Raw genomic sequence first — 26,718 nt, forward strand, 5'->3', positions numbered from 1 at the left:
CACCTCCCACCTCGGGCCGATGCCGCCCTCAGCCGATGAGAGAATGGGCAACATGGCCTCTGCTGACCGACCCCGCGTGCTCTCCGGCATCCAGCCCACCGCCGGCTCGTTCCACCTCGGCAACTACCTCGGCGCCGTCCGTCAGTGGGTGGCCCTGCAGGAGTCCCACGACGCCTTCTACATGGTCGTCGACCTGCACGCGATCACGGTCCCGCAGGACCCGAAGGACCTGCGCGCCAACACCCGCCTGGCCGCGGCCCAGCTGCTGGCCGCCGGTCTCGACCCCGACCGCTGCACCCTCTTCGTGCAGAGCCACGTGCCCGAGCACGCCCAGCTCGCCTGGATCATGAACTGCCTCACCGGCTTCGGCGAGGCCAGCCGGATGACCCAGTTCAAGGACAAGTCCGCCAAGCAGGGCGCCGAGCGGGCCTCCGTCGGCCTGTTCACGTACCCGATCCTGCAGGTCGCGGACATCCTCCTGTACCAGGCCAACGAGGTGCCGGTGGGCGAGGACCAGCGCCAGCACATCGAGCTGACCCGCGACCTCGCCGAGCGTTTCAACGGCCGGTTCGGCGACACGTTCACGATCCCGTCGCCGTACATCCTCAAGGAGACGGCGAAGATCTACGACCTTCAGGACCCGTCGATCAAGATGAGCAAGTCGGCGTCCACGCCGAAGGGCCTGATCAACCTGCTCGACGAGCCGAAGGCGACGGCCAAGAAGGTCAAGAGCGCCGTCACCGACACCGACACCGTGATCCGCTACGACGCGGAGAGCAAGCCGGGCGTGTCGAACCTCCTCACCATCTACTCCACGCTCACCGGCAAGTCGATCGCCGAGCTGGAGCAGGACTACGAGGGCAAGATGTACGGCGCGCTCAAGACGGACCTCGCCGAGGTCATGGTCGACTTCGTGACGCCGTTCCGGGAGCGCACCCAGCAGTACCTGGACGACTCCGAGACGCTCGACTCGATCCTCGCCAAGGGCGCGGAGAAGGCGCGTGCCGTGGCCGCGGAGACGCTTGCGCAGGCGTACGACCGGGTGGGTTTCCTGCCTGCGAAGCACTGAGAAGCACGAACCGGCGCTGAGGCGCACGACCGTACACACGTCCGACCGGGCAGAGCGCTGCACATCACTTCCACTGCGCCTGCCCACAGGACATCCGTGGCCGTACAGTCGATAGCCGACGGCCCGGACGAAGACGCGACGAAGACGGTGACGAAGACGGCCGTAATGCATCACGCGACGACAGGAGACGACGTGGGGACCGTAACGATCGGCGTGTCGATCGCGGTCCCGGAGCCTCACGGCAGCCTGCTCCAGCAGCTGCGTGCGGGCTTCGGCGACGCCGCGGCTCACGGCATCCCCACGCATGTCACCCTGCTGCCGCCGACCGAGGTGGACGCGACCGACCTGACGGCGGTCGAGGCGCACCTCACGCAGGTCGCGGCGGCCGGCCGGCCGTTCCCGATGCGGCTGTGCGGGACCGGCACCTTCCGGCCCCTGTCGCCGGTCGTCTATGTGCGTGTCGTGCAGGGTGCCGAGGCCTGCGCCTGGCTGCAGCAGCGGGTGCGGGACGCCTCGGGTCCGGTGGCGCGCGAGCTGCAGTTCCCGTACCACCCGCATGTCACGGTCGCGCACGGCATCGACGAGGCCGCGATGGACCGCGCCTTCGCCGAGCTGGCCGGCTTCGAGGCCGAGTGGCCGTGCACCGGGTTCGCGCTGTACGAGCAGGGCGCCGACGACGTGTGGCGCAAGCTGCGGGAGTACACGTTCGGTGGATCCGTGGTGCCCCCGCAGGGAGGCCACGCGGACGTCGAGCGCGGGGCGCTCCGCGGGTAGTGCCGCGATGCGCCGTCACTCGTCTGCGGCATCGTTGTGGCTGGTCGCGCAGTTCCCCGCGCCCCTTTGGGGCGCGGGACCAGGGCGCTAGATCGCCAGCCGTCGGAACAACGCCCGCGGAGTGTGCCGCAGAGCCGTCATTACCAGCCGGAGCGCGCCCGGCACCCACACCGTCTCCGAGCCGCGGCGCAGGCCCAGTTCGACGGCCGTGGCGACGGCCTCGGGGGTGGTGGCGAGCGGAGCCGCGGGCAGGTCCGCCGTCATGCGGGTACGGACGAATCCGGGGCGTACGACCATGACGTGCACGCCGGTGCCGTACAGCGCGTCGCCGAGGCCCTGGGCGAAGGCGTCGAGGCCGGCCTTGCTGGAGCCGTAGATGAAGTCGGCGCGGCGGGCCCGTTCGCCGGCGGCGGAGGAGAGGACCACCAGGGAGCCGTGGCCCTGGGTCTGGAGGGCGCGGGCCGCGACCAGGCCGGCCGACACGGCTCCGGTGTAGTTGGTCTGGGCGACCCGGACCGCGCGCAGGGGCTCGCGCTCGTCGTGGGCCTGGTCGCCCAGGATGCCGAACGCGAGCAGCACCAGGTCGATGCCGCCCTCGGCGAAGACCTTGCCGAGGGCCGCCTCGTGGGACTCGGGGTCGAGGGCGTCGAAGGCGACGGTGCGGACATCGGCGCCCAGGGCACGCAGCTGCTCGGCCGCCTGGTCCAGCGCGGGCGAGGGGCGGCCGGCCAGCCAGACGGTGCGGGTGCGGCGGGCGATCAGCCGACGGGCGGTGGCCAGCGCGATCTCGGACGTGCCGCCGAGGATGAGCAGGGACTGGGGCAGAGCGGTGGCGTCCTTCATGACAGCCGACCGTATCGCCCTCATATGTCCGTTCTGGTGAAGAAACGCGGTGTTGACGTCCACTCGGAGCGGGCACAGTCCGATCATGGACTGGCTGAAGAAGCTCCCCGGGATCGGGCCGATCGTCACCTGGCTGATGACGACGCACGCGTGGCAGGCGTACGAGCGGCTGGACCAGGTGAAGTGGACACGGCTGGCCGCCGCGATGACCTTCATCAGCTTCGTCGCGCTGTTCCCGCTGCTGACGCTGATCGCCGCCATCGCCGCCGCCACGCTCAGCCAGTCGCAGCAGAAGAACCTCCAGAACAAGATCGCCGACCAGGTGCCCGGCATCGCCGACCAGCTGGACATCAACTCCCTGGTGCAGAACGCCGGTACGGTCGGAGTCATCGCCGGTGCCGTGCTGCTGTTCATCGGCATGGGCTGGGTCGGCCAGATGCGCGAGTGTCTGCGCGTGGTGTGGGAACTGCCCGACAGAACAGGGAACCCGGTCCTGGCCAAGGTCAAGGACGCGGGCATTCTGGTCGGCCTCGGCGGAGCCCTCCTCGCCACGCTCGCCATCTCCACCATCGCCTCCGCGCTGGTGGGCTGGGCCATCGACCACCTCGGCATCGAGCGGGCGGGCTGGGGCGCCGTCCTGCTGCGGATCGCCGCGTTCACCGTCGCCGTACTCGCCGACTTCCTGCTCCTGCTCTACGTCCTGACCCTGCTGCCCGGCGTCGAACCGCCGCGCCGCCGCCTGCTGGAGGCCGCGCTCCTCGGCGCGGTCGGCTTCGAACTGCTGAAGGTGCTGCTCAGCGGCTACATCCAGGGAGTCGCCGCGAAGAGCATGTACGGCGCGTTCGGCGTCCCCGTGGCGCTGCTGCTGTGGATCAACTTCACCGCGAAACTCCTCCTGTTCTGCGCCGCCTGGACGGCGACGCAGAGCGAGGAGACCGGGGCGGAGGACGTCAGTCCCGCGTCCGACGGCGCATCAGGTCCGGCAGCGGCCAACGGCGGTTGACCAGGAACGCCCCGCCGCCGAGCAGCACCAGCAGCCCGCCGGCGACGGCCAGGGCGATCCCGATGCCGCTGGAGCCGCCCGCGGTGGTGGCGCTCACCACCGGCTTCGAGCCGGACCCGCCCGTCGTCCCCGCCGCCCCGGCGGAGGCGGTGGCGCCGGGGCTCGGGGTGGCCTGCGCGGCGCTCTTCGGCGGGACCAGCTCGCCCACCGGGCTGACCTTGCCGGCCGCATTGAAGCCCCAGTCGAACAGCTTCGCCGTCTCCTTGTAGACCTCGTTGTGCTCGTGCTTCTCCGGGTTCATCACCGTGACCAGCAACACCTTGCCGTTCCGCTCGGCGACACCGGTGAAGGTGGCGCCGGCGTTGGTGGTGTTGCCGTTCTTCACCCCGGCGATGCCCTGGTACACGGGCACGTCGGTGTCGCCGCTCAGCAGCCGGTTGGTGTTCTGGATCTCGCCGGACCCGAACTTCGCCCGCACCGTCGAGCAGTAGTCGCGGAAGTCCTTCTTCTGCAGCCCGGAGCGGGCGAAGAGCGTCAGGTCGTACGCCGACGACAACTGCTCCGGCTCGTCGTAGCCGTCCGGGCTGACCACGTGCGTGTCGAGCGCCTGCAGCTCGTCGGCGTGGTCCTGCATGTCCTTGACGGTCTGTGCGATGCCGCCGTTCATCGCGGACAGCACGTGCACGGCGTCGTTGCCCGAGCGCAGGAAGACGCCGAGCCACAGGTCGTGGACGGTGTAGGTGCGGCCCTCCTTTATCCCGACCACGCTGGAGCCGATGCCCATGCCGGCCAGGTCGTTCGGCACTACCTTGTGCTCGGTCGTCTTCGGGAACCTCGGCAGCACGGTGTCGGCGAACAGCATCTTCAGGGTGCTTGCCGGGGGCAGCCGCCAGTGCGCGTTGTGCGCGGCGAGGACATCGCCGGACTCGGCGTCGGAGACGATCCAGGAGCGGGCGGTGAGGTCCTTGGGGAGCACGGGCACGCCGGCGGCGAGGTTCACCTGTGTCCCGGGCAGCCCGAGCCGGGCTCCGCCGACCTGTGACATCCGCGCCGGGGGAGTGGCCGTCGGGCTCGTCGACGGGGTGGGGGCCGCGAGCGCGGCGGGCGCGGCGACGGACAGGGAGAGCAGCGTGGCGGTGGTGACCAGCAGGGATCGCCTGACGGTCTTCTTCGGTGCGGGCACGGCCCTGAACGTACCTGGCACGGGCCGCGAAGTCCCGCCGCGCACCCCACCCCGGACACGGAACCGGACATCGAAAGGCGATACTGATGTCATGAAGCTCAGCCGCCCGGTCTCCTGGTTCCTGCTCGCCTTCGGGGTGTGGAGCTGGGTCATCTGGGTCACTTTCGTCAAGAACCTGGTCAAGGACGGCAGCGGTCTCGCCTTCGACGACGGTCACCCGACCGCGTACTTCTGGGTGCACCTGCTGCTGGCGGTCGTCTCCTTCGTATTGGGGACGGTCATCGGGGTCATCGGGTTGCGCGGACTGCGCGCACTGCGCCGGACGTCATAGCGGGGGAACTCGGCAGCGTGGTCATCGTCTTCGCCCTTGTCGCGCTGGTCGTCCTGACCGTCCTGGTGCTGGGGCACTGGTACGTGTGGCGTCGCCTGGTCCGCGACACGACCCGCGGCCCGGGCCTCGCCCGCCGCGCCGGCACGGCGCTCTTCGTCGCCGGCCCGCTCCTGATGACCGCGGCCCTGGTCGCCGAACGCTCCGGCGCTCCCTTCTGGCTCCAGCGCACCCTCGCCTGGCCCGGCTTCCTGTGGATGGCGCTGGCGCTCTACCTGCTGCTGGCCGTGGCGGCGGGAGAGGCGGTGCGACCGCTGCTGGGACGCGTCCTGGACCGGCAGTCCGTGCGCCCGCTGCCCAGCCGACAGAGTCGGGTGGCGGTTGTGCACGGGGCGGCGGTCCAGGAGGCGGAGCCCCTTGGTACGCCCACCATGGCACCGGAGCCGACTCCGGAACCCACCGCCCAGAACCCCGCCCCCACCCGTCGCCTGGTCGTCTCCCGCGTCATCGGCGGAGCCGCAGCCGCCGCAGCCGTGGGGACCGTCGGCTACGGCACCTACGGCGTCCTGCGCGGGCCGCGGGTGAAGCGGGTCACCGTCCCGCTCGCCAAACTGCCGCGCGCCGCACACGGCTTCCGGATCGCCGTCGTCAGCGACATCCACCTCGGTCCCGTCCTCGGCCGCGGCTTCGCGCAGCGGGTCGTCGACACCGTCAACGCCACCCAGCCCGACCTGATCGCGGTCGTCGGCGATCTGGTGGACGGCAGCGTCAAGGACCTCGGCCCGGCCGCCGCGCCCCTCGCCCGGCTCAGCGCCCGGCACGGCGCGTTCTTCGTCACCGGCAACCACGAGTACTTCTCCGGCGCCGAACAGTGGGTCGCCGAGGTGCGCACGCTCGGCCTGCACCCGCTGGAGAACGCCCGCACCGAGCTGCCGTACTTCGACCTGGCCGGCGTGAACGACCTCCAGGGCGAGAGCGAGGGCCGGGGCCCGGACTTCCAGAAGGCGCTCGGGGACCGGGACCCGGCACGCGCCTGCGTGCTCCTCGCGCACCAGCCGGTGCAGATCCACGAGGCCGTCCGGTACGACGTCGACCTCCAGCTCTCCGGCCACACCCACGGCGGCCAGCTCTGGCCCGGCAACCTCATCGCTGCCGCGGCCAACCCGACCGTGGCCGGTCTCGATCGGTACGGCGACACACAGCTGTACGTCAGCAGGGGTGCGGGCGCGTGGGGTCCGCCCACGCGCGTGGGGGCACCGTCGGACGTGACAGTGATCGAACTCGCCGCGACGCGAGCGTGACCAAAACTCCCCCCCACCCCTGTGAAGACGCTGTGAAACCCGGCGGAAACAACGTCTCGGTAAGTTCTTCCACATCTGGTCAGAAAGCCCTTCCCCCAGGTGAAAGTCCTGTGATTAGGTGAGCCGCGCCGCTTAGGGGAGTGGCGAAATTGTGCTGGCCAGGGGTAGGGCCCTGGAGGGCCTGGGGAGGGCACCACCATGCGATCAGTTCGCATGCGCATTCTCGTGACGCTGCTCGTACTCGCCGTCGTGGGAATCGGCGGCTGGCAGTTGCTGCCGTCGCAAACGGACAAGAACAAGACGATCAGGGTCGGTACGACCGACGCCGTCACTTCGCTGGACCCAGCGGGCGCGTACGACGCCGGTTCCTGGGCCCTGTTCAGCAACGTCTTCCAGACGCTGCTCACCTTCGAGCCGGGCGGTGTCGAGCCGGTCCCGGACGCCGCGAAGAGCTGTGGCTTCGTGGGCAGCGGGCTGAAGACGTACCAGTGCAGGCTGCGTGACGACATCACGTTCCCGAGCGGGCGCAAGATGACCGCCGAGGACGTCCGGTACTCCTTCGAGCGGGTCAAGAAGATCGACGCCCCCGTCGGACCGGCGTCGCTGTTCTCCACGCTCGGCTCGGTGACCGCCGACAGCGCGACGACGGTCACCTTCCATCTGTCGTCCCCGGACGCCACCTTCCCGCTGAAGGTCGCCACGGGCGCCGGTTCCATCGTCGACAAGGACAAGTACCCGGCCACCGCCCTGCGCAAGGACGACGGCGTCGACGGCACCGGCCCGTACACGCTGACCTCGTACACGAAGGACAAGAAGGCCGACCTCGACCCGTACGGGAACTACAACGGCTACCTGAGCGGCACCGGCCGCCCGGTCGAGCTGCGCTACTACACCGACTCCGACCAGCTCAACAGCGCCTGGCAGGACAAGCAGGTCGACGTCGCCACCCGGACGCTGCCGCCGAGCGTGCTGTCCCGGCTGAACCCGAGCGACCCGAACAACCGCGTCACGGAGTCCGACAGCGCCGAGACCCGCAACCTCTACCTCAACACCCGCGCCGGCTCGCCGCTGCACGACGCGCGCGTGCGCCGCGCCCTGGCCTGGCTGGTCAACCGCGAGCGGCTGGCCGCCAAGGTGTACGAGGGCACGGTCGACCCGCTGTACTCGCTGATCCCGACCGGCATCACCGGCCACACCACGTCCTTCTTCGACGACTACCCGACGCAGAGCACCCAGAAGGCGCGGCAGCTGCTCACCCAGGCCGGGGTGACCCTGCCGGTGCACTTCACCTTCGGCTACGGCAAGAACCGGGGTGCGGGCGAGGAGGAGGCCGCGGAGCTGAAGAAGCAGCTGGAGGCGGGCGGCCTGTTCAAGGTGGACGTCCAGGGCTACGAGTGGACCGACTTCCAGAAGCGCTGGGCCGCCGGGAAGATGGACGCGTGGGCGGTCGGCTGGGTGGCCGACTACCCCGACCCGGACACCTTCGGCTCCCCGCTCGTCGCCACCGGCTCCACCATGGCCACCGGCTACAGCAACAAGGTCGTCGACCACCTCATCCTGGACAGCCAGCAGTACCCCGACCGCACGCGGGCCGCGAACGACTTCCGTGACATCCAGGCGGACGTGGCGACCGACGTGCCGCTGATCCCGCTGTGGCAGCGCAAGGAGTACGTGGTCAGCACCGAGGACGTCGGCGGCGGCCAGTACCTCACGGACGGCACGGGCGTCTTCCGCCTGTGGCGTCTGCAGTGGATCTGATCAGTCCGTCTCGTCGCGGCGTGCCCTGGCCCCCGGGTCCGGCAGTGTCTTCGTCATCCCCGGCAGGAAGTCCGTGAACAGTTCGTGGACTTCGAGCACCAGGGGACGCAGCACCCGGAAGCGGGCCAGGGCGACCCCGCGGGCGGTCAGCCGTGCGCCCCGGCGCGCCAGCCGGTAGCTGCGCTCACGTCCCTCGGTGCGGTCGAACACCCAGTACAGGACGAGGCCCATCTGGGAGAGCCACATCAACTCCGGGAGCACGTCCCGGAGTTCGGGCGCGACCTTGGACTTGGAGCCGGCCAGCACCTCGCGGTGGACGCTGATGGCCTGCTCGCGGGCGTGCTCGCTCTCCGGTGAGAAGGGGCTGAGCGGGCTGTCGGGGTCGGCGGCGTTCTTGAAGAACTGCACCGCGAACTCGTGGTACGGCTTGGCGATGTCCAGCCATGCGGTCAGCACGCCCGCGAGCCGCGCCTCCAGGTCGGTCTCCCGGTCCAGGACCTCCCGGACCGCCACCTGGTGCTCGGTGGCGATCCGGTCGTAGAAGCCCTGGATCAGGTGCTCCTTGCCCGCGAAGTAGTAGTAGGCGTTGCCTACGGAGACCCCGGCCTCCTTGGCGATGGCCCGCATGGTCGTCTTGTCGTAGCCCCGCTCCTGGAACATCCGCATGGCGGTCTCCAGGATCAGGGCGCGGGTCTGCTCGGACTTGGTCGGGGAGCCGGCCTCGGGGCCGTCGTTCTTCGCGGGCACGGGACGAGCCTAACCAGTCGGGCAGGCACCGTCTGAACAGGACGGCGGGTTGTAACTCCAGCCCGTGCCCGGGTGGTACTCCCACCCGCCGCCCGACCGCCGCCCCTCAACGAGGCGCTGCGCGCCGCCCCTATTGATGTCCGCACGCCGGTAGGACTGCCCGCCCCACTGCGCACCGCCTCGCTGCGCGCCGCCCCACAGCGCACCCCGCCACTTCGCGGCCGCCAGCACCGCGCCCCGGGCCAGCTTGGCGCCCGCCGGGGTGCTCAGCTTGTGGGCGAGCGGGCGGTGTTCACGCAGGGCCCACAGGACGACGATCCAGGCCCGGGAGGCCTGGTAGACCTGGCCGGAGTCGCCGATCACGGTGACCTCGTCGAGGGTGGCGGCGTGGTCGAGACCCGGGTAGCGCCTGCGGGCCTCGGCGGATCCGGCCGGCACCAGCTCGAGCGGCACCAGCTGCGGCTGCCGTACCAGCCAGTCGCGCAGGTGGGTGCAGAGGGTGCACTCGGCGTCGTACAGGACGGTGAGACGGCGGACCGGGACGCCCGTGGCGCCCCGGCCGTCCGTGGCGGTCACGGCCGTCACGCCCCGACCGTCGGCGGCATCCAGCCCTGCGGGTTCACCGGAGGCTGCTGCTCGCGCTCCATGATCCCGCGCCGCCGGATCTTGTTGAGCACGTACACGTTGCCCAGGTGCATCGCGCCGAGCACCAGCAGCACCACGCCGAGCTTCACCGACAGCACCTCGAAGATGGCCCGGGTGTCGCTGACGTCGCTGTTGTCGGTCAGGAACAGGGCCACGAAGCCGAGGTTGACGAGGTAGAAGCCGACCACCAGGAGGTGGTTGACGGCGTCGGCCAGCTTCTCGTTGCCGTGCAGCACGTCGGCGAGGAAGACCCGGCCGTTGTGGCTGAGCGTGCGGGCCACCCAAACGGTCAGCGAGATGCTGACGACCAGGTAGATGACATAGGCGATGACGATGCGGTCCATGCGCCCCACCCCTTCTTGAACGCGTTCAAAACGCTGACAGGCATGACTGTAGACCTGCTTTTGAACATGTTCAACTCAATGGGTGGGGGTCGGTGGGAGACCCTCGTCTCAGCCCCTGCGCCCCAGGGTCCGCCGCTTGGTGTAGTCGGTGAAGCCGAGGACGTTTCCCCAGGGGTCGGCGATCTCTACGGTCCAGCCGGTGGCCACCGGGAACACCTCGTCCAGCGCCGGGATTCCGGCGGCGGCCAGCTCCCGCGCCGCGGCCCGCGCGTCCGGCACCTCCAGCCACAGGCGCGGCGAGGGCCAGAGCGGCGGCCGGTGTCCCAGTCCGTCCTCGACGCGCAGCAGAATCCCGGGCGTCTCACCGCCGACCTTCAGCAGCGCGATCCCGGCCTCGTCGAACCGGAACCCGACGGCGAACCCGGCCCGCTCGTAGAACCCGACGGCCTCACCGAGGTCCCCGACGGGCAGCAGTACGTTGTCGAACCCGAGCAGTTCGTACGACTCTTCGTCTGACATGTCGTCAGATTAAGGGCTGAACCGGACAAGATGCGAGGAGCCCCACCGAAGCGGATTCGGCGGGGCTCCTCGGGAAGAGCCTGGCCGGGGTGACGATCTGCTCGCGTCCCGGCCCGGGAGACGTGGAGAGCCCCAGGGGGCTCACGGGCGGCGAGGGCGGCCCGCTTCGAGGATCTCGGCGACGTCCAGGGTGACCTTGGCGCCGAGGGAGTCGGGGAGGGTGACCATCTCGCCGGGGGCGTGGGGGCGGTGGTTCTCGTACTTGTCCCCGGCGGGGTCTGTGAGGACGTGGAGGCGCTGGTGCTTGCGGTCGACGACGACGTAGACCGGGACCTTCGCCTCGGCGTACGCGGCGACCTTGGTGCGCAGGTCGGTCCGGTAGTTGCTGGAGGTGACCTCCAGGACCAGGCGGAAGCAGACGGGGTCGTAGCAGTTGTTCTCGACGAAGTGTTCCTCGAAGTCGGCGTCCACGACGACGAGGTCCGGAATCGCGTAATCCTCGCCCCCGGCGGGGAGCCACAGGCCGATGCCCTGGAGGACCTCGGTTCCGCCGTCGGCCGGCCCAGCAACAATGAAGGGACGCATCAGCTTCGTCAGGCGCGGGCGTGGGCGCCGCCCGGGGGCGGGGACACGAGGATCTGGCCGCCGATGATCTCGACGCGGTAGCCCGGGAAGCGCTCCATGATCCGGTTGGCTTCCGCGATCAGCGGACGGTCTCCAGAGGGCCGCTCGACAGCTGCAGCGGACATCACGTGCCTCCCGTGGGCTGGTGTCGAGGCCATCATCGTAGGGCGGACCATGCCCGTGCGTCCTGCGCGATCATGTCCACCCGATCGTGTTTCCGCACGCCAGAGGGCCCCGTCTCCAGCGGAGACGGGGCCCTCTGGCGTACGGATGCCGACGTCAGAAGCGGCGCGTGATCAGTGCCTTCTTCACCTCGGCGATCGCCTTCGTGACCTCGATACCGCGCGGGCAGGCGTCCGTGCAGTTGAAGGTCGTGCGGCAACGCCACACGCCGTCCCGGTCGTTGAGGATCTCCAGGCGCTGCTCGGCCGCCTCGTCACGGCTGTCGAAGATGAAGCGGTGGGCGTTCACGATCGCGGCCGGACCGAAGTACTGGCCGTCGTTCCAGAACACCGGGCAGGAGGACGTGCAGGCGGCGCAGAGGATGCACTTCGTCGTGTCGTCGAAGCGCTCACGGTCCTCGGCGGACTGCAGACGCTCACGCGTCGGCTCGTTGGTGTCCTTCGTGATCAGGAAGGGCATCACGTCCCGGTACGCCTGGAAGAACGGCTCCATGTCCACGACCAGGTCCTTCAGGACCGTCAGGCCCTTGATGGGCTCGACCGTGATCGGCTTCTCGGGGTTGATGTCCTTGATCAGCGTCTTGCAGGCAAGGCGGTTCTTGCCGTTGATCCGCATCGCGTCCGAGCCACAGATGCCGTGCGCGCAGGAACGGCGGAAGGTGAGGGTGCCGTCGACGTCCCACTTGATCTTGTGGAGACCGTCGAGGACACGCTCCTTCGGGTCGATTTCCAGCTGGAAGTCTTCCCACGTCGCCTCGGCCGAGACCTCCGGGTTGAAGCGGCGGACCCGGAAGGTGACGGTGATGTAGGGAGAGGCCGCGGCCTCCGCCTCCACCTTGTCCAGAACAGGAGTTGCCATCAGTACTTACGCTCCATCGGCTGGTAGCGGGTCTGGACGACCGGCTTGTAGTCGAGACGGACGGTTTCCGAGCCGTCGGCGCCGACCTCGCGGTACGCCATCGTGTGGCGCATGAAGTTGACGTCGTCGCGGTTCGGGTAGTCCTCGCGGTAGTGACCGCCGCGGGACTCCTTGCGGGCCAGGGCCGACACCGCCATGACCTCGGCCAGCTCGAGCAGGTTGCCCAGCTCGATGGCCTCCAGCAGGTCCGTGTTGAACCGCTTGCCCTTGTCCTGGATCGCCACGTTCTTGTAGCGCTCGCGCAGCTCGGCGATCTTCTCGACCGCGGTCTTGATCGTCTGCTCGGTGCGGAACACCATGACGTTGGCGTCCATGGTCTCCTGCAGCTCGCGACGGATCTGGGCGACCCGCTCGTTGCCGGTGGAGTTGCGCAGCCGCTCGATCTGCTCGACGACGAAGGCCTCCGGGTTCTCCGGCAGCTCGACGAAGTCGGCCTTGTGGGAGTACTCGGCGGCGGCGATGCCCGCACGGCGGCCGAACACGTTGATGTCCAGCAGCGAGTTGGTGCCGAGGCGGTTGGCGCCGTGCACGGACACGCAGGCGACCTCGCCGGCCGCGTACAGACCCGGGACGACGGTGGTGTTGTCCGACAGGACCTCACCCTCGACGTTCGTCGGGATGCCGCCCATCGCGTAGTGCGCGGTCGGCTGGATCGGGATCGGGTCCGTGTAGGGCTCGATGCCGAGGTAGGTGCGCGCGAACTCCGTGATGTCCGGGAGCTTGGCGTCCAGCTGCTCCGGCGGGAGGTGCGTGAGGTCGAGGTAGACGTGGTCGCCCTCGGGACCACAGCCACGACCCTCGCGGATCTCCGTGTAGATGGAGCGGGAGACGACGTCACGGGACGCGAGGTCCTTCATGACCGGCGCGTACTTCTCCATGAAGCGCTCGCCGTCCTTGTTGCGGAGGATGCCGCCCTCACCACGGGCGCCCTCCGTCAGCAGGATGCCCATGCGCCAGATGCCGGTCGGGTGGAACTGGAAGAACTCCATGTCCTCCAGCGGCAGACCGCGGCGGTAGACGGCGGCCTGGCCGTCACCGGTCAGCGTGTGGGCGTTCGACGTCACCTTGAAGAACTTGCCGGTGCCGCCGGAGGCGTAGATGACGGCCTTCGCCTGGAAGACGTGGATCTCACCGGTGGCCAGCTCGTACGCCACCACGCCGGCCGACTTCTTGACGCCGTCGACCTCGGTGATCAGCTGGTCCAGGACGTAGAACTCGTTGAAGAACTCCACGCCCTCCTTGACGCAGTTCTGGTACAGCGTCTGGAGGATCATGTGGCCGGTGCGGTCCGCGGCGTAGCAGGACCGGCGGACCGGGGCCTCGCCGTGGTTGCGGGAGTGACCGCCGAACCGGCGCTGGTCGATCGTCCCGTTGGGCGTCCGGTTGAACGGCAGGCCCATCTTCTCCAGGTCGAGGACGGCGTCGATGGCCTCCTTCGCCAGGATCTCGGCGGCGTCCTGGTCGACCAGGTAGTCACCGCCCTTGACCGTGTCGAAGGTGTGCCACTCCCAGTTGTCCTCCTCCACGTTGGCCAGCGCGGCGGCCATGCCGCCCTGCGCGGCGCCCGTGTGGGAGCGGGTGGGGTAGAGCTTGGTCAGGACCGCGGTGCGGCTGCGCTTCGTCGACTCGATGGCCGCGCGCATGCCGGCGCCGCCGGCGCCGACGATGACGGTGTCGTACTTGTGGATCTTCATGATTCTCGCAGCCCCGTGCCTAGCGGATGTTCGGGTCGAAGGTGAAGATCACCAGCGTGCCCAGCAGGATGGTGAACACCGTGGCGGTGTAGAGCAGGCCCTTGAGCCACAGCCGGGTGTTCGCGCGCTCCGCGTAGTCGTTGATGACCGTGCGCAGGCCGTTGGCGCCGTGCAGCATGGCGAGCCAGAGCATCAGCAGGTCCCAGACCTGCCAGAACGGGGACGCCCACCGGCCGGCCACGAAGGCGAAGCCGATCTTGGAGACGCCGCCGTCCAGCACGAGCTGGATCAGCAGGTGGCCGAGGACGAGGACGACCAGCACGACGCCGGACAGGCGCATGAACAGCCAGGCCGCCATCTCGAAGTTGCCCCGCGTGGACTTCGGGGTCTTCTTGGTCCGCTTGCGCGGCGCCTCGATGAACGGGGCCGGGTTGTCGACCGTGTAGGCGGGGGCACCCTCGACGGGGCCGACTCCGGACGCGGTGGTTTCAGTCGTGGACATGGGCGTCAGCTCCCGAACAGAACACGAGCGGCGTGGCCGAGGACGGGATAGATCGCCCCGGCCATCAGAACGACCCAGACGCCGACGACGGTCCAGAGCATCTGCTTCTGGTAGCGCGGGCCCTTCGACCAGAAGTCGACGGCGATGACGCGCAGGCCGTTGAGCGCGTGGAAGAGGATGGCGGCGACGAGGCCGTACTCCAGCAGCGCGACGATCGGCGTCTTGTACGTGGCTACGACCTTGTCGTAGTCCTCGGGGGAGACACGGACGAGTGCGGTGTCCAGCACGTGAACGAACAGGAAGAAGAAGATGAGGACGCCGGTGACTCGGTGAGCCACCCAGGACCACATTCCTTCCCGGCCGCGGTACAGCGTTCCAGCCGGCACGGAAGAACCCTCCGGGAGCGGGGACTAGGGCCGCGCCGGCTTCGGTGTCGGTCGGGCCCGGCCGGGTACGGTCCACCGGCCCTCAGCATCGTATCCATGCGGTGCGCTGCCGCTTACGGGGGGCCTACCTGTGTGATCAAACTGGCATCGGATGGGCTATTGCGTTGCGGCTACTGGGGTGGGGTGTCCTGTTATCTGCCGGGTGCGGCGCCGTTGTGGCTGGCCGCGCCCCGCGGCGGAGCCGCTGGTAGATGCAGCCCCGCGTCCCTGAGGAGTTGTTCCAGCCGCTGCCTTGCAAGGCGCCGGAGTTCCTCTGCCGCCAGTACCCGTTCTTCCTCCGGATCGTTTGTCAATCGTGATCGAATGCCTTCGAGGGTGCGGTCGAGGGTCTCGGCGGGTGGCGTATCACCCAGATAGATGACGAACACATGACCGAAGCGGGCCTCGTATGCGGCATGTGCCGCGCTGAGTGCCGTATGCGCCGCCGAGTACGTTCTGTCCGGAAGTTCCGGAAGTGATTCGCTCGCCAAGGCCTCCGACAGATCCCCCGGCGACAGGTCGTACGCCGCCTCGTCCGCCGCCGCCAGGAGGGAGTCCAGGTCGGGGTAGGGGCGGTGCTCGGTCAGGCGGCGGGACCAGTGCAGGCTGCGCAGGCAGTGCAGGAGCAGGGCGCGGGCCTCGTCGGCGGGTGCGGCGTTGAAGGCGTCCAGCGGTTTGGGGAGGTACGGGAGACGGTGCGCAGGCAGCGTGGGTCCTCGTGTCACATGTGGTGTGGCAGGGGATGCCGTGAAAGGTGTGTCGTCACGTTATCGAGAGTGGTCACTGTGTGTCCGACGGATGCCCGAATTTCACTCCAACGGGAGAGTTTCAGAACGCCTCGGTGACGAATGAACCTCCGATCGGTCGTACGTTGGCTGGGTGAGCCAGCACAGGCGCCGGGCCTCGGCGCAGCAGGTGAGGCGGAAGCGGGCGGTCGTGGCCGCCGCGTTCGCGGGGACCGTCGCGCTCGGCGTGAGCGTGGGCGTGTGGGCCTCGGCGGACGGTGGCGGTGGCGGAAAACCGGCGGGCGGCGCGGCGCAGGCGCCGTCGGACCGCACCTCCGGTGCCGCGTCCGGTCGCGCCGCCACGCCGAGCAGTCCCTCGCCCAGCCGGTCCTATCCGCTCTCCCAGGCGCCGCGCACCATACCCGCGGTGCGCTCCCACACCCCGGCGCGCGGTCCCGGCTGGCGGGCCCAGCGGGGCGAGCGGGTGGTGGTGAGCGATCCGGAGCTGGCCGACGAGGGGCGGCTGATAGCCGGTGAGCTGGGGCTGTCGTACGCGGGGGAGAAGAACGACGTCCGTGCCGGCGATCTGCGGCTGGCCCTGGGCAGCGGCGGCGGGAACCCGGAGTCGTACACGATGACCGTGCGCGACGGGCGGGTCGACATCAGCGGGCCGGGCGACGCGGGCGTCTTCTACGGCACCCGCACCCTCAAACAGGAGGTCCACGGCGGCGGTACGGCGCCGGAGGGCGTCGTACGGGACGAGCCCGCCAAGCCGCGGCGCGGCTTCATGCTGGACATCGCACGCAAGCCGTACAGCGCGACCTGGATCGAGGACCGGATACGCGAGCTGGGGGACCTGAAGTTCAACGAGCTGGGGCTGCACTTCTCCGACGACCAGGGCTTCCGGATCGAGTCCAGCACCCATCCCGAGATCGTCTCCAAGGACCATCTGACCAAGACGCAGGTCAAGCAGATCGTCAGCCTCGCGGCCGCCCGGCACATCACCGTGGTGCCCGAGATCGACTCGCCCGGGCATCTGGGCGCGGTCATCGCCGCCCACCCCGACCTGCAGCTGCGCAACGTGAACGGGGTGGCGACCCGGGGCGCGATCGACATATCCAAGCCCGCCTCCGCGAAGATCGTCGACGACCTGCTGGGCGAGTACGCCGGGCTTTTCACCGGCGACCAGTGGCATCTCGGCGGCGACGAGTACCAGGCGCTGACCGCGGCGAACCCACAGGCCTCGTATCCGCAGCTGGCGGCCGCCGCCCGGCAGAAGTACGGCTCCGGCGCCACCGTCGCCGACCTCGCCACCGGCTGGCTGAACGACCGGGCCGCCACCGTGCGCGCCCACGACCGGACCATGCGGGCCTGGAACGACGGCTTCTTCCGCAACACGTCGGTGCAGCCCGCCAAGGACCTCCAGGTCGCCTACTGGACCGGCAAGGAGATCGGCGCCAGGCAGCCGGTGGAGTACCTGAGCGCGGGCCGCAAGGTGCTCAACTACAACGACGAGTTCCTGTACTACGTCCTCGGGCAGCCGCAGACCTTCGTCTACCCGACCGGGCAGCGCATCTACGAGCAGTGGAACCCCCGGGTGCTGCGCGGCACGACCGCCGTACCGGCGAGCTACGACGGGCAGATCCTCGGCGGGTCCTTCGCGGTGTGGAGCGACATCGCGGGCGCCCAGACACAGGACCAGGTGGCGGCCGGTATCCGGATGCCGCTGCGGGCCACCGTGCAGAAGCTGTGGGACCCGCGTACGCCCGCTCTGTCCTGGGCGCAGTTCAAGCAGCTGGCGGACCGGCTGGGCTGATTCTTCAGGTGGACATGCCAGGCCGGTGAACCGTATCTTCCGCCTGCCACGACGTACCTGGGGGACACGGGGGATGCACCATGAGCACTGATGTCATGAGCGCCGGCACCAAGGGCGCCCGGCTGCGTTCGCCGGTCGGGCTCGGCAGGGCCACCGCCGTGCTTCTCGGCCTGGTCGCCCTGACCGACCTGGCGGCCGTCGTGGCCGGTCTGAACGTGTACCGCGTGGCGGACGACCTCGCGGCGGGCGCCGGCCCCCTCGGCAAGCACCTCTCCGGGCGCGCCGACCGGGCGGACACTCTGTACTCGGCGGCGGGGGGCGCACAGAGCGTGCTCTGGCTGGTCTGCGCGGTCGTGTTCCTGGTCTGGTTCTACCGGGCGCGGGTGAACGCCGAGGTGTTCAGCCCCGACGGGCACAGCAAGGCGCGCGCGTGGACCATCGCCGGCTGGGTGGTGCCCATCGCGAACTTCTACTTCCCGCGCCGGATCGCCCTGGACGTCTGGGACGCCAGTCACCCCGTCGGTGTGCGGGCGCGGCACGGGCTGATCAACGCCTGGTGGGGGTTCTGGCTGCTCTCCACCGCCGTCGGCCGACTCATGCAGAGCGAGTACGAGGCGGCGCGCACCGCCCCGGCGATCCGGGACGCCGCGCTGCACGTCATGATCGCCGACGGCGTCGACATCCTGGCCGCCGCACTCGCCGTCCTGCTCGTGCTGCGGCTGACCCGCATGCAGCACGAGAAGGCCCTCGCGGGACCCGTGTTCGTCCCGGCTCTTGGCTGAAAACCCACTGATGTGACACTCTCTCGCCGTCGCACGCAGTTAGGGGAAGTGCGGGCTCCGTAAAGGCGGCGCCCTGGCGAGGGAGGCTTTCATGAGCCTGGTGGAACTGATCGCTCAGGCCGACGAACGCGGACTGGCTGCCAGTGGGCTGGCTTGTTTGGACCGGTGCGTGCCCTTGCTGGGCGGTGACGACGAGGTGCTGCGCCCGCTGTGGGCGAGCCTCGTCGACGGTTCCGAGTGGGTCGCAGGCCTGGAGAAGGCGCGGGGTGCGCTCGGTCCGGCGCAGGCCGGCGAGGACGAGGCCGAGCAGCTCGCCCACCGCATGCTGGACGCGGCTCCGGCCGAACGCACCGCCGAGGCGATACGGGCCTGGGCCGACGCCTGCTCCGTCGCCTCCCTGCGCATCCACCGGCTCCTCGACCCGGCCGCGGGCGGCAGCTCGTCGGCCGACGGCCCGGACACCGGGCGCGAGGGCGGCGCCGCGGACGCGTCCCCGCTCGTCGCCGCCGAGCTGCGCCGCCAGGTCACTGTCCTGGAGCTCCTCGCCGAGCACGGTTCGAACGGGCTGCGCCGCGCCCTGGACGTCTCGGTCGAGGGCCGCCGGGTGCTGCAGGCGGTCGTGTCCCGCCGGGCCCGCAGCCGCGGCTGACCGTAATCCAAACCCCGGTTCTGGGGGATTCCTGTGGCCGTCGTGCGGTGGCGGTGGGGCGGTCCTGCGCCGATTGCGGAACCGGGTCCGATCCGGGTGACGGATGCCATGCCCCGGCCGCTTCTCCCTATGTGACAGCGCCGTACGTGACAGCACAGCAGGAGACCAGGCCGCACGCAGCGGCGAAGCCCGTCCGGTGGGCGGCCGACGCGGTGGCGACCATGCGCGAGGGCGCGCGGGTGCGGCTCGACTACTCGGCACAGAGCCTGTGGCGGGTGGACCGGATGATCGAGGACATCCGCCGCGAGGATCCGCCGTACGCGGCGGTCGGGAACGTGCTGCGCGGTTTCGGTGCCTACGCCGGCGAGGTCATCGTCCGCCAGACCGGCGCCGAGTGGTGGTCGACCGGCGGCGACCACTGGGTCCGCACACCCGACGGCAAGCTGTGGGACCCCATCGAGGAGGCCCGCCGCTGCTTCGCCGGCCAGGGTTCCCTGCGCCTGCTCTGTCGCGACGCGACCGCTTCCGCCTGAACGCCCGGCGGTGCCGCTCCCGGACGGGCGGGCCGCCGGCCGGATTCATCGGGCAACTGCGCCTGAGCAGGTCACCACAAGCACCATCCGACGCACCCCGTCGCCGGAGCCACCGGCGACGGGGTGCCGTGTCTCACCGTCAGTGGGGTGCCATCACCAGATCGCCGATCACCAGTCCGTGTCCGGGAGCAGCTCCAGCACCCGCGTCAGCGCTGTCCGAGCCGTTCTTCGGACGGCTCGTCAATTCTGATCGTCAGACAAGCACATTCGAAGGCTGTCCGATCATCTTGGGCCGCTTCCGAGCAGGCTTGTCGCCCGCCGGGCCGGCGCGCCTACGGTGCGGTTGTGGGCGGGTGAGGAACGGGCAGCCCGCCGCAGCCGACAACCAAAGGGAAGCGCCGATGGCGAGTGTGGAAGTGGCTCTGAAGGAAATGATGAGCGGGATCGAGGGGGCGCTGGGGGCGGCTGTCGTCGACTACACCAGCGGCATGGCCCTCGGCACCTTGGGCGGGGGCAGGGACCTGGACCTGACGGTCGCCGCGGCCGGGAACACGGACGTGATCCGCGCCAAGGTGCGCACGATGGAGCATCTGGGCCTCGAGAGCCAGATCGAGGACATCCTGATCACGCTGGGAGGGCAGTACCACCTCATCCGGCTGGTGACCGGCCGCAGCGGCAACGGCCTGTTCGTCTATCTCGTCATCGACAAGGCCCGCTCGAACCTGGCCATGGCCCGCCATCAGCTCAAGCGGATCGAAGAGCAACTCGAGGTCTAGGCCGTACTCGAGGACCGGGCTGACGTGCGCCCATGAGTTGAATACTTCTTCAAGCCATCACATGGAGAGGATGACAACTCATGAACGACGGGCACCCGGACCGAGAAGAATGAGCAGGCACGACACGCATCGCGGTGGCGTCCTCAGGGCGCCACCGCGATACGAGAAGCCACCTCGACAGGCAGGAAGAGTGCTGTGCAAGTACCTCTCTACCAAGCCAAGGCGGAGTTCTTCCGTATGCTCGGGCACCCAGCGCGCATCAGGGTCCTGGAACTGCTGCAGCACGGCCCGGTCCCGGTGCGGGACTTGCTCGCCGATATCGAGATCGAGCCTTCGAGTCTCTCGCAGCAGCTGGCGGTCCTGCGCCGTGCAGGCATCGTCGTGTCCACACGAGAGGGATCCACCGTCAAGTACGAGCTCGCCGGCGGCGATGTAGCCGAACTCCTGCGCTCGGCCCGCCGTATCCTGACCGAGCTTCTGGCCGGGCGGAACCAGCTCCTGGCGGAACTCCAGCAGACCGACGTCGCCCCGCTACAGGCAACAGCGGCAGTCAGCACTTCAGCCAGGTCTGCCCAAGAAGCGGTGTAAATCCGGGAAGTCTTGCCTCGGTGAGAGCGATTCCGCTCTGCCCTGTTCGCACCGCTCCATCCGAACGCTCACCGTCCTTTCCGTAGCCGCCGCACAACCGGGCCTTCATCGAACTCAATGTGTCTGTCAAAGGGTTGATTCGTGCTGCCCTCTTCGCGGTCCCGTGCTCGTACGTGCTGCGTCGCCGCGCCGGCCGGGTCGGCTCCAACGGCGCCACGAACGGGGCGACACGGCAGCAGGGCCACGATGAACCAGCTCATGGGGTGGATACGGCCCGGTGCGCATCCGTGTGTCGCCATGGGCTGACGTCGGCGCCGCGGGTGTGACCGGCGAGGCCGCGGCGGGCCGTGACAAGCAGCCCGCTGCCGACTGTGACAAATCTGTGAGCTTCGGCGCTGATGACCGTGGGGCGTGGGACACGGGCTGCCGTGTCGCACGATGGGGATTCGAGGCGAGCGCGGGCGCGGCCCGGGCTCGGTACGGACGAGGACGGTTCTTGGGCCACGGAAGGGAACCCCGCCGCGTACAGGCGTACGACGGGGAATTGGGCGCGGCCGTCGCACGGGCCCAGGACGGTGACGAGAACGCCTTCGCGGTGGCCTACCGGATCGTGCAGCCGGGCCTCCTCGGCTTTCTGCGCGGCCTCGTCGGCGAGGACGCCGAGGACGTGGCCTCCGACGCCTGGCTGGAGATAGCCCGCGACCTCGGCAGGTTCCGGGGAGACGGTGCCGGGTTCCGCGGCTGGACCGCGACCATCGCCCGGCACCGGGCCCTGGACCACCTGCGCAGGCAGCGGGTACGGCCCCGGGGGACGGCGCTCGAACAGGACGTACTGGATCTGCCGGGGCCGCACAGCACCCACGAACAGGCGTTGGAGTCCATCTCCACCGAGCGCGCCCTGGAACTGGTCCGGTCACTGCCGCGCGACCAGGCCGAGGCCGTCCTGCTGCGGGTGGTCGTCGGCCTCGACGGCCCCTCCGTCGCGCGCGTGCTCGGCAAGCGACCGGGCGCGGTCCGTACGGCCGCGTACCGCGGGCTGAAGCGGCTCGCCCGCCAGCTGGGCGTCCAGGACGCGGCGGACGCAGGTGTGACGGATGACGGCTCGCGGACGCTGGGGGAGTCGAAATGAACGCTGACGGCCGCCAGCCGTATGGATTCTGCAGAGACAGTGGGGCGAGGCCCCCGGCAGATCCGAGACGCCGGGCGGGCCGCACCAGGAACAGGATCGGGAACGGACATGGGTGAACGGCACAGCGGCGAGGAGCCCGGCCGCCGGCGCGGGCACCCTGGCGGCACCGTCCTGGGGCCGGCCCCGGCCGACCGGGTCGCCGCCTTCGAGGTGCGGCTCGGCGCCGCGCTCAGCCCGGGCGGAACCTCGAGCGGTATCGACCCCGAGGCCGAGCGACGCGCCGTGGCCGCGTTCCGTGCCGCCCGTGACTCCGGTGCGCACGCGGTGCGGACCCGGCGCCGGGACGACTGGCGGCCCCGGCAGGCGCGCGGCGCCAGGCTCTCGCTGAAGGCCACCGTCTCGGTGTTCCTCGCGAGCGTCACGCTGGGCGGCGTCGCCTTCGCCGCGATCGACTCCGTGCGATCCGGGAAGGACGACGGCGGGCAGCAGAAGCGGCCCTCGTCGAGTGCCCCGGGACAGTCGACCGCGGAGCCGGCCGCTCCCGGGTCCGCAGGTGCTTCGGTGCGCCCCCACCACCCGGCCACGGCGAAGGACACCCTGGCCCAGTGCCGCGCCTACGAGCAGGTCAAGGACCACGGCAAGGCCCTGGGCGCCACGGCCTGGCAGCGGCTCGTCACGGCAGCGGGCGGCGAGGAGAACGTCGCCGGCTACTGCGCCGAGCGGATCGCGCGCGCCGACGGTGTGAACAGTGACAAGGGCGACAAGGGCGACAAGACGCACAACAGCGGCAACGAGCGCAGCAGTTCCGACAGCAGCAACAGCACCAGTAGCGGCAACGGCACCAGTAACGGCAATAGTGACAACAGTGGCAAAGTGGGAGAAAAGCCCACCAACTCTGCCAACTCCGGGAAGTCCGGCGGGAAGAAGTAACGTCGTCCCCGCTGTCGGACGCGAGGGTTCACCTGCCGACGTGAGGATTCACCCACCGTCGGACGTCGGCTCGACAGCGCCGTGAGGCGCCAGGGCAACGGCCGGGGCCGCCACCCCCCACAGGAGAGGCCCCGGCCGTCGCGCTCACGGGCCGCCGTGCGGCCCGTACTTCCTTCAGCGTCGAGAGTGCGTTTTCTGTCACACCTGGGCGCGTCACGAGTTAGTTGCATCTTCTACCGACCTGGACGGGAGCGGTTTCACGCCGTAACGTGCCATTCGCGCCGACCGAAGACAGGCGTAAAGGGAGTGCGGTGCTGGGGGACGACGCGGAGCTGACCACCGCGGTGCGTGCGGCACAGGGCGGGGATGAGACCGCGTTCCGTACGGTGTACCGCGCGGTGCACCCGAGGCTGCTCGGATACGTACGCACGCTGGTCGGCGACCCGGACGCCGAGGACGTGACGTCCGAGGCCTGGCTGCAGATAGCCCGGGACCTCGACCGATTCAGCGGTGACGCGGACCGCTTCCGGGGCTGGGCCGCCCGTATCGCCCGCAACCGCGCCCTGGATCACATACGGATGCGTGGCCGCCGCCCCGCGATAGGCGGCGACGAGACGGAACTGACCGGCCGGCCCGCCGAGTCCGACACGGCCGGCGAGGCCATCGAGGCCCTGGCCACCGACAGCACCCTCTCGCTCATCGCCCGGCTCCCGCAGGACCAGGCCGAGGCCGTGGTGCTGCGCGTGGTGGTCGGCCTGGACGCCAAGTCGGCCGCCGAGACCCTCGGCAAGCGCGCGGGCGCCGTACGCACCGCCGCGCACCGCGGTCTGAAGCGGCTGGCGGAGCTGCTCGGTGACGATCCGGAATCGGCGGGCGTGCTCGACGCGCTCCCTCCCCAGCGAGAACCGCGTGGTCGCGCGGTGACGTCCGCAACTGTGACGCATACGCGTGCGAGGACGCAGAAGGACATGTGATGGCCGACGAGCACAACAAGTGGCTTACCCGTGATTTGGCGGAACGTCTGCTGCGCGGTGAGTCGCTGGAAGCCGTCGACGCCTCCTCATCTGACCAGGCGGAACGGCTTGCGAAGGCGTTGGGCGCACTCTCCGCCGAGGCGGCTCCCGCGACCGGTGAACTCCCCGGCGAGCAGGGCGCGTTGGCAGCGTTCCGCAAGGCCCGAGAGGCGGCCGAGGCCGAACGGACCGCCGCCGCGCTCGGCGACGGCACCCCCGCCGGGCGCTCCCGCCCGCCCGCGAGCGTCTCCGACGCGGGACTGGTCCGCATCGGCGCCCCGACTCGTACCGGAACCCGCGCCCGTCGCCCGCGCTGGGCCCGCCCGGTGCGCCTCGCGCTCGCCGCGGCGGTGGCCGCGGGCACGCTCGGCGGGGTCGCCATGGCCGCCGGCAGCGGGGTGCTGCCGATCCCGTTCCACGACGACCACCCAAATCCCACCTCCTCCGTCTCCGCCGCCCAGAGCCCCGGGCAGCCGCACACCTCGCCCACGCCGCAGTCCCCCGAGGGCATCCGCCCGAGCACGGACACGCCCGAGGGCGGTACGAGCGGGTCGCTCGACCCCTCCGGCGGAGCCACCCAGCAGGGCACGCACCCGGGCGTCACGCCCGGTTCCGGTGACGCCTCCGGGACCCCCGGCACCTGGTGGCAGGTCGCACGCGCGGCCTGCCGCGACCTGAGGGACGGCAGGGAGCTGGGATCCGACCGCAGGCGGGTCCTGGAGGGCCTGGCGGGCGGCTCCTCCCGGGTGGCCACGTACTGCAAGTCCGTCCTGGCGGGCCAGTACAGCTCCGGCGGTACGGGCAAGGGCACCGGCGACGACGAGGGCGGCAAGGGCCGCGGGGGCGACGGCGACGGCAAGGACAAGGGTGACGGGAACGGCCAGGGCGGTGACGACGACGGTCACCCGGGCCGGGGTCACGGCCACCGCCACGACCGCCGGGGCCGCGCCGTCAGCCCCGCACCCTCGGCCCTCGTGCCCCTCGGCCCGGACCGGAAGGCTGCCGGACCGGTGCCCTCGCCGAGCCCGTCGTACACCGCGCTCTGAGTTCTGCGGGCACCTACCCCGCCTGTGACCTGCGGTTTTGTGAACCGCGAAAATTTTTCCGCGAGGGGTGTGACATTTCCGGGCCCCGCGACGCAGTACTGAGTGAGCCGACTGGTCATCGGCCGTAGCACTGAGCCGGGGTTCCCCCCGTACCCGCGGCTCGTGCACCTGGCGCGGGCGGGACACGTTCCCCCGGTCCCGCCCGCGCCCCGCTTCCTCACCAGGAGACGACGACCTTGTCGCCGATCCTCACCTGCGCGAACAGCCGCGCGATCGCCGCCTCGTCCCGCACGTTGACGCATCCGTGCGAACCGCCCGCGTACCCGCGCGCCGCGAAGTCGTAGGAGTAGTGCACCGCCTGGCCGCCGCTGAAGAACATCGCGTACGGCATCGGGGAGTGGTAGAGGGTCGACACGTGGTGCCGTGACTTCCAGTAGACGTGGAACTCACCCTCGCGGGTGGGGGTGTACTGGGTGCCGAAGCGGACGGACACCGTCTCGACCGTGCGCCCGTCGATCATCCAGCGCAGCGTCCGGCTGGTCTTGCTGACGCACAGCACCCGGCCGGTCAGGCAGCGCGGGTCGGGCGCGGCGGCCGGCTGACCGCCCATCAGGTACAGCTCCCATCGGCCCGGCCGGTGTGTCATGGCCAGCAGCCGCTGCCAGGTGACGGTGTCCAGCTCTCCCGTCCGCGGCAGCCCGCGCTTGCCCTGGAAGCCACGGACGGCCTGCTCGGTCAGATCGTCGTACGTCCCCGTCGGTCCGTCGAACAGCCAGGCGACCTGGCGGAGCCGCGCCTGCAGCTCGCGCACGCCAGGGCCGCTGTCCCCGCGTGTCCACAGCACCCGGGGCGCGGGCCGGTCGGGCTTGGCGGCGGGCGTGCTCTCGGCCGTTCGGGTGGGTTCTGCGGCGGGGCTGGAGGGCAGCCGGACCTGCACCGGCGGGCGGTGCTTGCCGTCGGCGTCCTGGGGCTGCACGGTGCAGCCGCAGAGCGCGGCGAGGGCGGCGGCCGAGACGAGTAGGACGGCTGGTCTCCCCGGGATCCTCATGCCGGGGATGTTTCCCCGCGTGACCGCCGCCGAACTACGGGGCATGGTGAGGAGGGACAAACCGTACTGCGGAGGCATCCATGGCGCGTGAGTCGGAGTCGGGGCTGCCGATCGAGCCGGTCTACGGGCCGGCGGACCTCGCCGGCTGGGACCCGGCCGGGAAGCTGGGCGAACCGGGGTCGTACCCGTACACCCGCGGGGTGTACCCGACCATGTACACCGGCCGCCCCTGGACCATGCGCCAGTACGCCGGTTTCGGCACCGCGGTCGAGTCCAACGCCCGCTACCGGCAGCTGATCGCGCACGGCACCACGGGCCTGTCGGTCGCCTTCGACCTGCCCACCCAGATGGGCCACGACTCCGACGCGCCCCTCGCGTCCGGTGAGGTCGGCAAGGTCGGTGTGGCGATCGACTCGATCGAGGACATGCGGGTGCTGTTCGACGGCATCCCGCTGGACAAGGTCTCGACGTCGATGACGATCAACGCCCCGGCGGCCCTGCTGCTGCTCCTGTACCAGCTGGTCGCCGAGGAGCAGGGCGTACCGGCGGACCGGCTGACGGGCACGATCCAGAACGACGTGCTCAAGGAGTACATCGCGCGGGGCACCTACATCTTCCCGCCGAAGCCCTCCCTCCGACTGACCGCCGACATCTTCAAGTACTGCCGGGCCGAGATCCCGAAGTGGAACACCATCTCGATCTCGGGCTACCACATGGCCGAGGCGGGAGCGTCGCCCGCGCAGGAGATCGCCTTCACCCTCGCCAACGGGATCGAGTACGTCCGCACGGCGGTCGCGGCCGGCATGGACGTGGACGACTTCGC

29 protein-coding genes and 1 pseudogene are annotated in these 26,718 nt (G+C 70.2%); 17 read left to right on the plus strand and 13 right to left on the minus strand.

The features are described 5' to 3' along the window. Positions 1-43 precede the first annotated feature (43 nt). Together trpS and ACIF83_RS26960 are read left to right on the plus strand one after the other, a co-directional pair. Positions 44-1,069 (plus strand): tryptophan--tRNA ligase, encoded by a 1,026-nt coding sequence (gene trpS / locus ACIF83_RS26955; protein WP_393467880.1) that lies wholly within the window; start codon positions 44-46, stop codon positions 1,067-1,069. 192 nt (positions 1,070-1,261) lie between these two features. Continuing rightward, positions 1,262-1,843 carry a 2'-5' RNA ligase family protein gene (locus tag ACIF83_RS26960; RefSeq protein ID WP_393467882.1) on the plus strand — a complete coding sequence of 194 codons (582 nt, stop codon included), beginning with the start codon at positions 1,262-1,264 and terminating at the stop codon, positions 1,841-1,843. Positions 1,844-1,930: 87 nt separating this feature from the next. Here ACIF83_RS26960 and ACIF83_RS26965 read toward each other — a convergent pair whose 3' ends face one another. Continuing rightward, positions 1,931-2,686: a decaprenylphospho-beta-D-erythro-pentofuranosid-2-ulose 2-reductase gene (locus ACIF83_RS26965; protein ID WP_399730682.1), complete on the minus strand. Its 756-nt coding sequence runs from the start codon at positions 2,684-2,686 to the stop codon at positions 1,931-1,933. A gap of 85 nt (positions 2,687-2,771) precedes the next feature. Here ACIF83_RS26965 and ACIF83_RS26970 point away from each other — a divergent pair, with 85 nt between their 5' ends. Continuing rightward, the gene (locus tag ACIF83_RS26970; protein ID WP_393467887.1) at positions 2,772-3,689 is read left to right on the plus strand and encodes a YihY/virulence factor BrkB family protein; all 918 of its coding nucleotides are present in this window, start codon (positions 2,772-2,774) and stop codon (positions 3,687-3,689) included. On the opposite strand, the gene ACIF83_RS26975 is transcribed toward ACIF83_RS26970, so the two are convergent. Then, the gene (locus ACIF83_RS26975) at positions 3,637-4,872 is read right to left on the minus strand and encodes a D-alanyl-D-alanine carboxypeptidase family protein (RefSeq protein WP_399730686.1); all 1,236 of its coding nucleotides are present in this window, start codon (positions 4,870-4,872) and stop codon (positions 3,637-3,639) included. The two genes, ACIF83_RS26970 and ACIF83_RS26975, sit on opposite strands and share 53 nt — an antisense overlap. Positions 4,873-4,963: 91 nt before the next feature. On the opposite strand from ACIF83_RS26975, the gene ACIF83_RS26980 reads away from it, so the two are divergent. The 3 genes from ACIF83_RS26980 (at position 4,964) to ACIF83_RS26990 (ending at position 8,259) form a co-directional block, all read left to right on the plus strand. Next, positions 4,964-5,203, plus strand: a complete 240-nt coding sequence (locus ACIF83_RS26980; protein ID WP_190012810.1) for an SCO4848 family membrane protein — start codon at positions 4,964-4,966, stop codon at positions 5,201-5,203. Between the two features lie 17 nt (positions 5,204-5,220). Continuing rightward, positions 5,221-6,501 (plus strand): metallophosphoesterase, encoded by a 1,281-nt coding sequence (locus ACIF83_RS26985; protein WP_399730689.1) that lies wholly within the window; start codon positions 5,221-5,223, stop codon positions 6,499-6,501. 213 nt (positions 6,502-6,714) lie between these two features. Next, entirely contained in the window at positions 6,715-8,259 is a 1,545-nt protein-coding gene (locus ACIF83_RS26990; RefSeq protein WP_393467894.1) for an ABC transporter substrate-binding protein, read from the plus strand. Here ACIF83_RS26990 and ACIF83_RS26995 read toward each other — a convergent pair whose 3' ends face one another. From ACIF83_RS26995 to ACIF83_RS27040, 10 genes and pseudogenes are all read right to left on the minus strand, one after another. After that, a complete protein-coding gene (locus ACIF83_RS26995; RefSeq protein ID WP_399730693.1) occupies positions 8,260-9,006 on the minus strand; it encodes a TetR/AcrR family transcriptional regulator in 747 nt (248 codons plus the stop codon). It lies immediately after the preceding gene. A gap of 9 nt (positions 9,007-9,015) precedes the next feature. After that, complete coding sequence (locus tag ACIF83_RS27000) at positions 9,016-9,591, minus strand: thiol-disulfide oxidoreductase DCC family protein (RefSeq protein ID WP_399730695.1); 576 nt, start codon at positions 9,589-9,591, stop codon at positions 9,016-9,018. After that, on the minus strand, positions 9,588-9,995 hold the full coding sequence (locus tag ACIF83_RS27005) for a hypothetical protein (protein ID WP_393467898.1): 408 nt from the start codon (positions 9,993-9,995) through the stop codon (positions 9,588-9,590). The genes ACIF83_RS27000 and ACIF83_RS27005 overlap by 4 nt, the downstream gene beginning before the upstream one ends. Before the next feature lie 108 nt (positions 9,996-10,103). Then, positions 10,104-10,514 (minus strand): VOC family protein, encoded by a 411-nt coding sequence (locus ACIF83_RS27010; RefSeq protein WP_393467900.1) that lies wholly within the window; start codon positions 10,512-10,514, stop codon positions 10,104-10,106. 141 nt (positions 10,515-10,655) lie between these two features. Then, positions 10,656-11,263: pseudogene (locus ACIF83_RS27015) on the minus strand (Uma2 family endonuclease). Positions 11,264-11,417: 154 nt separating this feature from the next. Continuing rightward, positions 11,418-12,179, minus strand: coding sequence for a succinate dehydrogenase iron-sulfur subunit (locus ACIF83_RS27020; protein WP_393467902.1), 762 nt, complete (start codon positions 12,177-12,179; stop codon positions 11,418-11,420). Next, on the minus strand, positions 12,179-13,933 hold the full coding sequence (sdhA, locus tag ACIF83_RS27025; RefSeq protein ID WP_393467905.1) for a succinate dehydrogenase flavoprotein subunit: 1,755 nt from the start codon (positions 13,931-13,933) through the stop codon (positions 12,179-12,181). Before sdhA ends, ACIF83_RS27020 begins: the two co-directional genes overlap by 1 nt. Before the next feature lie 19 nt (positions 13,934-13,952). Further along, positions 13,953-14,435: a succinate dehydrogenase hydrophobic membrane anchor subunit gene (locus tag ACIF83_RS27030; protein ID WP_393467908.1), complete on the minus strand. Its 483-nt coding sequence runs from the start codon at positions 14,433-14,435 to the stop codon at positions 13,953-13,955. A gap of 5 nt (positions 14,436-14,440) precedes the next feature. Then, positions 14,441-14,821 carry a succinate dehydrogenase, cytochrome b556 subunit gene (sdhC, locus tag ACIF83_RS27035; RefSeq protein WP_043406142.1) on the minus strand — a complete coding sequence of 127 codons (381 nt, stop codon included), beginning with the start codon at positions 14,819-14,821 and terminating at the stop codon, positions 14,441-14,443. A gap of 191 nt (positions 14,822-15,012) precedes the next feature. Next, a complete protein-coding gene (locus ACIF83_RS27040; RefSeq protein ID WP_393467912.1) occupies positions 15,013-15,585 on the minus strand; it encodes a 2-oxo-4-hydroxy-4-carboxy-5-ureidoimidazoline decarboxylase in 573 nt (190 codons plus the stop codon). 211 nt (positions 15,586-15,796) lie between these two features. On the opposite strand from ACIF83_RS27040, the gene ACIF83_RS27045 reads away from it, so the two are divergent. The 10 genes from ACIF83_RS27045 (at position 15,797) to ACIF83_RS27090 (ending at position 24,847) form a co-directional block, all read left to right on the plus strand. Then, positions 15,797-17,401, plus strand: a complete 1,605-nt coding sequence (locus ACIF83_RS27045; RefSeq protein WP_399730737.1) for a glycoside hydrolase family 20 protein — start codon at positions 15,797-15,799, stop codon at positions 17,399-17,401. Between the two features lie 80 nt (positions 17,402-17,481). Next, the gene (locus ACIF83_RS27050; RefSeq protein WP_398137030.1) at positions 17,482-18,183 is read left to right on the plus strand and encodes a DUF4328 domain-containing protein; all 702 of its coding nucleotides are present in this window, start codon (positions 17,482-17,484) and stop codon (positions 18,181-18,183) included. A gap of 91 nt (positions 18,184-18,274) precedes the next feature. Then, positions 18,275-18,832: a hypothetical protein gene (locus ACIF83_RS27055; RefSeq protein WP_393467921.1), complete on the plus strand. Its 558-nt coding sequence runs from the start codon at positions 18,275-18,277 to the stop codon at positions 18,830-18,832. Positions 18,833-18,978: 146 nt separating this feature from the next. Then, complete coding sequence (locus ACIF83_RS27060; RefSeq protein ID WP_398137031.1) at positions 18,979-19,365, plus strand: hypothetical protein; 387 nt, start codon at positions 18,979-18,981, stop codon at positions 19,363-19,365. A gap of 401 nt (positions 19,366-19,766) precedes the next feature. Further along, on the plus strand, positions 19,767-20,141 hold the full coding sequence (locus ACIF83_RS27065; protein WP_393467926.1) for a hypothetical protein: 375 nt from the start codon (positions 19,767-19,769) through the stop codon (positions 20,139-20,141). Between the two features lie 195 nt (positions 20,142-20,336). Then, positions 20,337-20,729, plus strand: a complete 393-nt coding sequence (locus ACIF83_RS27070) for an ArsR/SmtB family transcription factor (protein ID WP_393467927.1) — start codon at positions 20,337-20,339, stop codon at positions 20,727-20,729. Positions 20,730-21,225: 496 nt separating this feature from the next. Beyond that, on the plus strand, positions 21,226-21,858 hold the full coding sequence (locus tag ACIF83_RS27075) for an RNA polymerase sigma factor (RefSeq protein WP_393467930.1): 633 nt from the start codon (positions 21,226-21,228) through the stop codon (positions 21,856-21,858). A gap of 108 nt (positions 21,859-21,966) precedes the next feature. Continuing rightward, the gene (locus tag ACIF83_RS27080; RefSeq protein WP_399730704.1) at positions 21,967-22,788 is read left to right on the plus strand and encodes a hypothetical protein; all 822 of its coding nucleotides are present in this window, start codon (positions 21,967-21,969) and stop codon (positions 22,786-22,788) included. 311 nt (positions 22,789-23,099) lie between these two features. Next, complete coding sequence (locus tag ACIF83_RS27085) at positions 23,100-23,762, plus strand: RNA polymerase sigma factor (protein ID WP_393467936.1); 663 nt, start codon at positions 23,100-23,102, stop codon at positions 23,760-23,762. Continuing rightward, entirely contained in the window at positions 23,762-24,847 is a 1,086-nt protein-coding gene (locus tag ACIF83_RS27090; RefSeq protein ID WP_399730708.1) for a hypothetical protein, read from the plus strand. The genes ACIF83_RS27085 and ACIF83_RS27090 overlap by 1 nt, the downstream gene beginning before the upstream one ends. A 217-nt stretch (positions 24,848-25,064) precedes the next feature. Here ACIF83_RS27090 and ACIF83_RS27095 read toward each other — a convergent pair whose 3' ends face one another. After that, positions 25,065-25,895: a L,D-transpeptidase family protein gene (locus ACIF83_RS27095; protein ID WP_398137034.1), complete on the minus strand. Its 831-nt coding sequence runs from the start codon at positions 25,893-25,895 to the stop codon at positions 25,065-25,067. A gap of 80 nt (positions 25,896-25,975) precedes the next feature. Between ACIF83_RS27095 and ACIF83_RS27100 the strand changes: the two genes are divergently transcribed. Then, on the plus strand, positions 25,976-26,718 hold a 743-nt coding region (locus ACIF83_RS27100), incomplete at its 3' end, for a methylmalonyl-CoA mutase family protein (RefSeq protein WP_399730711.1).

Source organism: Streptomyces sp. NPDC085866, from assembly GCF_044541035.1.
Lineage (GTDB): Bacteria > Actinomycetota > Actinomycetes > Streptomycetales > Streptomycetaceae > Streptomyces.

What these genes read in the sequence shown, in the direction of transcription:
- ACIF83_RS27050 (WP_398137030.1), top strand. Translation starts at nt 17,482, where the DNA reads ATGAGCACTGATGTCATGAGCGCCGGCACCAAGGGCGCCCGGCTGCGT.
- ACIF83_RS27010 (WP_393467900.1), bottom strand. Translation starts at nt 10,514, where the DNA reads ATGTCAGACGAAGAGTCGTACGAACTGCTCGGGTTCGACAACGTACTG.
- ACIF83_RS26990 (WP_393467894.1), top strand. Translation starts at nt 6,715, where the DNA reads ATGCGCATTCTCGTGACGCTGCTCGTACTCGCCGTCGTGGGAATCGGC.
- ACIF83_RS26980 (WP_190012810.1), top strand. Translation starts at nt 4,964, where the DNA reads ATGAAGCTCAGCCGCCCGGTCTCCTGGTTCCTGCTCGCCTTCGGGGTG.
- ACIF83_RS27080 (WP_399730704.1), top strand. Translation starts at nt 21,967, where the DNA reads ATGGGTGAACGGCACAGCGGCGAGGAGCCCGGCCGCCGGCGCGGGCAC.
- ACIF83_RS27065 (WP_393467926.1), top strand. Translation starts at nt 19,767, where the DNA reads ATGGCGAGTGTGGAAGTGGCTCTGAAGGAAATGATGAGCGGGATCGAG.
- ACIF83_RS27020 (WP_393467902.1), bottom strand. Translation starts at nt 12,179, where the DNA reads ATGGCAACTCCTGTTCTGGACAAGGTGGAGGCGGAGGCCGCGGCCTCT.
- ACIF83_RS27095 (WP_398137034.1), bottom strand. Translation starts at nt 25,895, where the DNA reads ATGAGGATCCCGGGGAGACCAGCCGTCCTACTCGTCTCGGCCGCCGCC.
- ACIF83_RS26970 (WP_393467887.1), top strand. Translation starts at nt 2,772, where the DNA reads ATGGACTGGCTGAAGAAGCTCCCCGGGATCGGGCCGATCGTCACCTGG.
- ACIF83_RS26965 (WP_399730682.1), bottom strand. Translation starts at nt 2,686, where the DNA reads ATGAAGGACGCCACCGCTCTGCCCCAGTCCCTGCTCATCCTCGGCGGC.
- trpS (WP_393467880.1), top strand. Translation starts at nt 44, where the DNA reads ATGGGCAACATGGCCTCTGCTGACCGACCCCGCGTGCTCTCCGGCATC.
- sdhA (WP_393467905.1), bottom strand. Translation starts at nt 13,933, where the DNA reads ATGAAGATCCACAAGTACGACACCGTCATCGTCGGCGCCGGCGGCGCC.
- ACIF83_RS27090 (WP_399730708.1), top strand. Translation starts at nt 23,762, where the DNA reads ATGGCCGACGAGCACAACAAGTGGCTTACCCGTGATTTGGCGGAACGT.
- ACIF83_RS27005 (WP_393467898.1), bottom strand. Translation starts at nt 9,995, where the DNA reads ATGGACCGCATCGTCATCGCCTATGTCATCTACCTGGTCGTCAGCATC.
- ACIF83_RS27030 (WP_393467908.1), bottom strand. Translation starts at nt 14,435, where the DNA reads ATGTCCACGACTGAAACCACCGCGTCCGGAGTCGGCCCCGTCGAGGGT.
- ACIF83_RS27055 (WP_393467921.1), top strand. Translation starts at nt 18,275, where the DNA reads ATGAGCCTGGTGGAACTGATCGCTCAGGCCGACGAACGCGGACTGGCT.